The organism is Mycobacterium sp. E3247 (genome assembly GCF_001667785.1).
GTDB lineage: Bacteria > Actinomycetota > Actinomycetes > Mycobacteriales > Mycobacteriaceae > Mycobacterium.
Window position 1 is genome coordinate 1 of sequence record NZ_LZJG01000076.1, and the last position, 4356, is coordinate 4356.

The following is a 4356-nucleotide window of genomic DNA, read 5'->3' on the forward strand; positions in this document are numbered from 1 at the left end:
CTGGGCGACAAGGTATTCACCGCCGGCGGCGAGCGCGTCGAGATCGCTGACCTGATATGCCGAATGGACGTAGCGGTTAGCCGGGCCAAGGGCCATCGCCAGGGTGTGGTGATCGGCCGGTGTCGACCCGCGGTCGCACCGGATGAAACTCATCGTCGGCCCTCGGTCGCGCTGCCCGGGAAAGTAGAGAAAGTCGCTGACGATCATGCCCAGGTTGTCCAGGTACCAGTTCAGCGTCTCGACGTACTTGGTCGACTGCACCACCAGATGGCCCAGGCGCTGCACCTGCGCGGGCGCCCGAGGGGGCCGCTGACCGGCGTTGATGCGCCGGACCTCGCGTCCGAAATTGAACTGGTGGACGTGTTGGCCCGGCAGCTCCGGGAGTTCGTGCACGCCGGCGACCACCCGGACCGGCATGCCGCTGGGGTCGATCAACGTGACCGACAACCCACCGATGGTCTCCGGTAACGGTTCGACGGGCGCGCCGAAGCTGTCCGCCAGCCGGAGCACGTCGGCCTCGTCGCACGCCCGGAAAGCCGCACCCGTGAAGCGGTTGCTCGGGCCGTGGCGCAGGATGACGCACGGCGCGCCTTCCCGGGTGCCGCGCAGCTGCAGTTCGTTGGGGCGGTGCTGCGCCGTGTGGAAGCCGAACGCCCGCGCGAACGAGTCTGCCCGCGTCAGGTCGAGTCGCTCGAACTCCAGCCACGCGATGTCGGCGACTTTGATCACCGGGTTGCGGGCACGCCCGGGGTGTTCGCCGCGTCGCGGACCCTGTTCGCTGTGCGCCTGCGCACGGGCGCTCTTCGTCAGATGCATCACCACTCCATCGAGTAACTGACGAAATCGTCACATACGAGAGAACGTTCAGTCAAGACCCTGACGGAATCGTCATCACTGAGGCATACTGCTGTGAATGAGCGCGATGGTGGAGCCGGCCAATCGGCTGGAGCGGCGCAAGTGGCGGACCCGGGCGGCGCTGGTCAAGGCCGCGCAGCAACTGATTGCCGAGGGCAAGGTCAACGTGCCCGTCCTGGAGATCACCCAGGCGGCCGACGTCGGAATGGGATCCTTCTACAACCACTTCGACAGCAAGGAGCAGCTGTTCGAGGCGGCCGTCGCCGACGTGCTCGACGCTTACGGGTCGATGCTGGACCGGCTCACGGAGTCCATCGAGGACCCGGCCGAGACGTTCGCCACCAGTTTCCGGCTGACCGGTCGGCTGTTTCGCCGCCGACCGCAGGAGAGCCGGATTCTGTTGGCCAATGGGCTGGAGTTGTTGTCGTCGCAACGGGGTCTGGCGCCGCGCGCCCTCCGCGATATCAAGGCCGGGGTGGCCGCCGGGCGGTTCGACATCGAGGATCCCGAGCTGGCCCTCGCCATGGCCGGCGGTGCGCTGCTCGGCCTGGGCAATCTGTTGCGTGAGGATCCCGATCGTGACGACGCGCGCGCCGCGGACCTCGTCACCGAGAACGTTCTGCGGCTGTTCGGCCTCAGCGCCGCCGAGGCGCGCGCGATCTGCCGACGCCCGCTGCCCGACGACGGACTCGACGCGGACTAGCGGGCGACGGCGGCCACCGAGAATGCGACGTTGCGACCGACGGCCCCATCGTCGCCGGCCGCGCCGGGGGCGGTCCACCGCACCTGAGCGGTGCCGTTGACGTGCAGAACGGCGCCGGTAGCGAAGTCGACCAACAGCAAAGCGGCTTCGTCGTCGACGGCGAGGTTGCCGTAACTGTTGAACATGTTGTTCCCCGGGAAATCCGGCCACCACAGTCGGGCCGGGGAGTCGACCCGGACGAATCCGGGTGGGCCTCCGCGGTGTGACGCATCGCTGCCGCGGCTGGGATGGGTGGTGCCCAGGAAGAACGTGTCCGACGTGGCAATCATCGCTTGAGCGGACGGGTCCAGAAGCGTTGCGCGCCCGGCTTGTTGCGACCGAGGGGCGGCAAGGGTGGCGACCTCGATCGGGTGGCGGTGGATGTACTTGGGGCAGTTGCCGTATGACTGGTCGACGCGGACGGTCATGCCCCGGTGGTCGGCACTGACGAGGTCGCCGTTGACCCGCAGCCTGCGCCGGGTGGCGAAGTCGATCGCGATGAGGCCGACCTGTTGACCGCTCGGGATCTCGTGCAGCGGATCGCCGTCGCGGGGGAAGGTCGACACGTGCAAGACGTCGTCTTGTCCGCGGAGAAAGCCCGGCGGCGCGGCCAGCGGCGAGATCCACAGGACCCCGTCGCGGTCTCGTCCGGTCAGCGCGGCGAACCGCTGTGACGCCAGAAATCGTGCGGCGCCGGGCGACAGACCCGTACCGTCGAGCATGCCCTCAAGCCGCTTGGCCTCGGCTTCGACCCCCGCTCGGCGCTGTGTTGCGGTCTCGCCCTCGTGGAATCCCGTCGCGGTCACGCGAGGCGTAACAACGGTGCCGGGGCAAACCTTCCGCGGTGCGGTCGGAGCTGGGCGCTCCGCCTAGGCGACCGACACGATGCGGGCGACCAACTTGCCGCCGCGGATGATCTCGATCGTCTGGCCGGCCGCGACCTCGTCGAAATATCGCCCCGCGCGCTTCCGTAGTTCGTCGAGCTCGATCCCGCCGCTGGCTTCGGCGGCGATCGGGGCCGGCTCCGCGTCGCCGGCGGGCACGATCTGCGCCAGTAATCGACCGCCGCGAACCACGCTGAGGGCCTCCCCGGCCGCGACCCGGTCGAAGCACCGCCCGGCACGTGTTCGCAGTTCGTCGAGGCCGACCCAACCACCGGTGTCCGATGCTGCGGGCTCGGCGGATCGCACCGGGATAGGAGCGACCCTCCAGTCACCGACGGGCACGATGCGGCCCACGAGCTTGCCGCGACGGACGATGTCGATGGTCTCGCCGGTGGCCACCCGCTCGAGATACGTGCACGCGTCACTCCGAAGTTGGCCTAGGCCAATGGTTTCCCGCATCTCACGCCGAACGCGGCATGCACCGGCCGGCCGCGGCGATGTTGAACCGACGGAGCCCGCTCGAGTCAGCCGCGCGGTGCCAGCATGTCCTTCCATCCGTCGTCTCCTGTCTTACTCGAATTCTCAACTGCGTACTTGACGCCGTCGGGCCCCACCAGCTCACCGCTCTGGGGAAGATAGACGGCCGGGGGAGGGCCGCTGGGGGTGTATACGCACGGATTCGGTTGCTGCCCATTGCATTCGACGGTGCCCGACCCCGGCCGCTGCAATGCGTCGCTGACGGGCGGCGGTGTCCCCGAGACCCTGTCCGAGGGCGCCGGGTTCATGCCGTTGTCGACCGATGGCGCGGGGATGACCTGGCCGGGCTTCACCGGCTGGTCGCAGCGCGCGGCGGGCGCCGGGCAGGTCAGGATCTGGTTGGGGTCGCCATACCAGGGGTTGGTGCCCAGCGGCACATAGGGTTTGGGGTCGCGGCACTCTCGTGGCGTCGCGGCGCGTTTGCCGGGGACATCCACACAGGGCAGGTTGCGTGCGCCGCGCACGGCATTGGCCGGAGTGTCCTGCGGGATCTTGCAATAGGTTCCGGACGGCATCGGCGCCAGGCTGGTATCCGCCGGAGACCGCCACTGCTCTGCCGGGAGAAAGCCGGTCAGGCACGGCGGGGGCTGGTTGATCGTCAGCGAGGTGCCGAGCGACGCGTAGCCCGGGAAGGCCGTCGTGACCGTCTGTCCTTCCGAGGCGCCCTGCGGGTAGGCCACCAACAGCTGCTCGACGCCCTTGTGGTAGCGCTTGAGCATGTCCAGCACGATCTCGAGATTCGCCAGCGTCTGCGGCAGCGAGTCACGGACGTCGCTGAACACCTCGTTGACCTGATCGGCGGTCGGCGCCCCTTGGGTCAGGATGCTCTGCACATGCTGATCGCTCTGCGCGCTCTGCGCGGCCAGGATGCTCAGGTTGTGCGACCAGCGCTCGATCGAGTCACCGGAGTTGACCTGGCTGTCGATGATCGGCCCGGAGTTTTGGATGATGTCGTTGACGTCGGCGATGTTGGTCTTGAAGTCACCGGCGATCGCCTGCGTCGCGTCCACCAGCCGCTGCAGCGCGGGGCCCAATCCGCCGACCGCTTGGGCTGTTTCGTCGAGCAGCGAGGCGATCTTGTCCTTGGGCAGCACCGCGAGCCCGCGGTTGGCGGCATCCAGCGCCGGCCCGATCTCGGTGGGCACCGTGCCCTTGGTGATGGTCTGTCCGGGCGAGAAGTACTCGCCGGGGTTGCCCGTCGACACCAGGTCCAGGTACTGCTCACCGACCGCCGACACCGAATGCACGTTCGCCGACGCGTCAATCGGGATCTTGTAGCGGTCGGCGATGCTCATGGTCACCCGCGCGCCGGTCTTGGTCGGCTCGACGGCGGTGACC

5 protein-coding genes are annotated in these 4356 nt (G+C 68.5%); 1 reads left to right on the top strand and 4 read right to left on the bottom strand.

Features of this window, described 5'->3' with window-relative positions; all coding sequences use genetic code 11:
* Positions 1 to 816, bottom strand: an 816-nt coding sequence (locus A9X04_RS04140) for a 2,3-dihydroxybiphenyl 1,2-dioxygenase (protein WP_067918026.1), incomplete at its 3' end; no start/stop codon positions are given.
* Between the two features lie 97 nt (positions 817 to 913).
* Here A9X04_RS04140 and A9X04_RS04145 point away from each other — a divergent pair.
* Positions 914 to 1558, top strand: coding sequence for a TetR/AcrR family transcriptional regulator (locus A9X04_RS04145; protein ID WP_067918019.1), 645 nt, complete (start codon positions 914 to 916; stop codon positions 1556 to 1558).
* Here the strand turns inward: A9X04_RS04145 and A9X04_RS04150 are convergent.
* From A9X04_RS04150 to A9X04_RS04160, 3 genes are all read right to left on the bottom strand, one after another.
* The gene (locus A9X04_RS04150) at positions 1555 to 2403 is read right to left on the bottom strand and encodes a pyridoxamine 5'-phosphate oxidase family protein (protein ID WP_067918022.1); all 849 of its coding nucleotides are present in this window, start codon (positions 2401 to 2403) and stop codon (positions 1555 to 1557) included. The two genes, A9X04_RS04145 and A9X04_RS04150, sit on opposite strands and share 4 nt — an antisense overlap.
* A gap of 63 nt (positions 2404 to 2466) precedes the next feature.
* Positions 2467 to 2880 (bottom strand): type II toxin-antitoxin system Phd/YefM family antitoxin, encoded by a 414-nt coding sequence (locus A9X04_RS04155; protein WP_067918024.1) that lies wholly within the window; start codon positions 2878 to 2880, stop codon positions 2467 to 2469.
* A 125-nt stretch (positions 2881 to 3005) separates the two neighbouring features.
* Positions 3006 to 4356 (bottom strand): MlaD family protein (locus A9X04_RS04160; protein ID WP_067918025.1); only part of this gene is annotated, 1351 nt, incomplete at its 5' end.

Excerpts from the sequence above, each read along its gene's own strand:
- A9X04_RS04145 (WP_067918019.1), top strand. The coding sequence starts at position 914 with ATGAGCGCGATGGTGGAGCCGGCCAATCGGCTGGAGCGGCGCAAGTGG.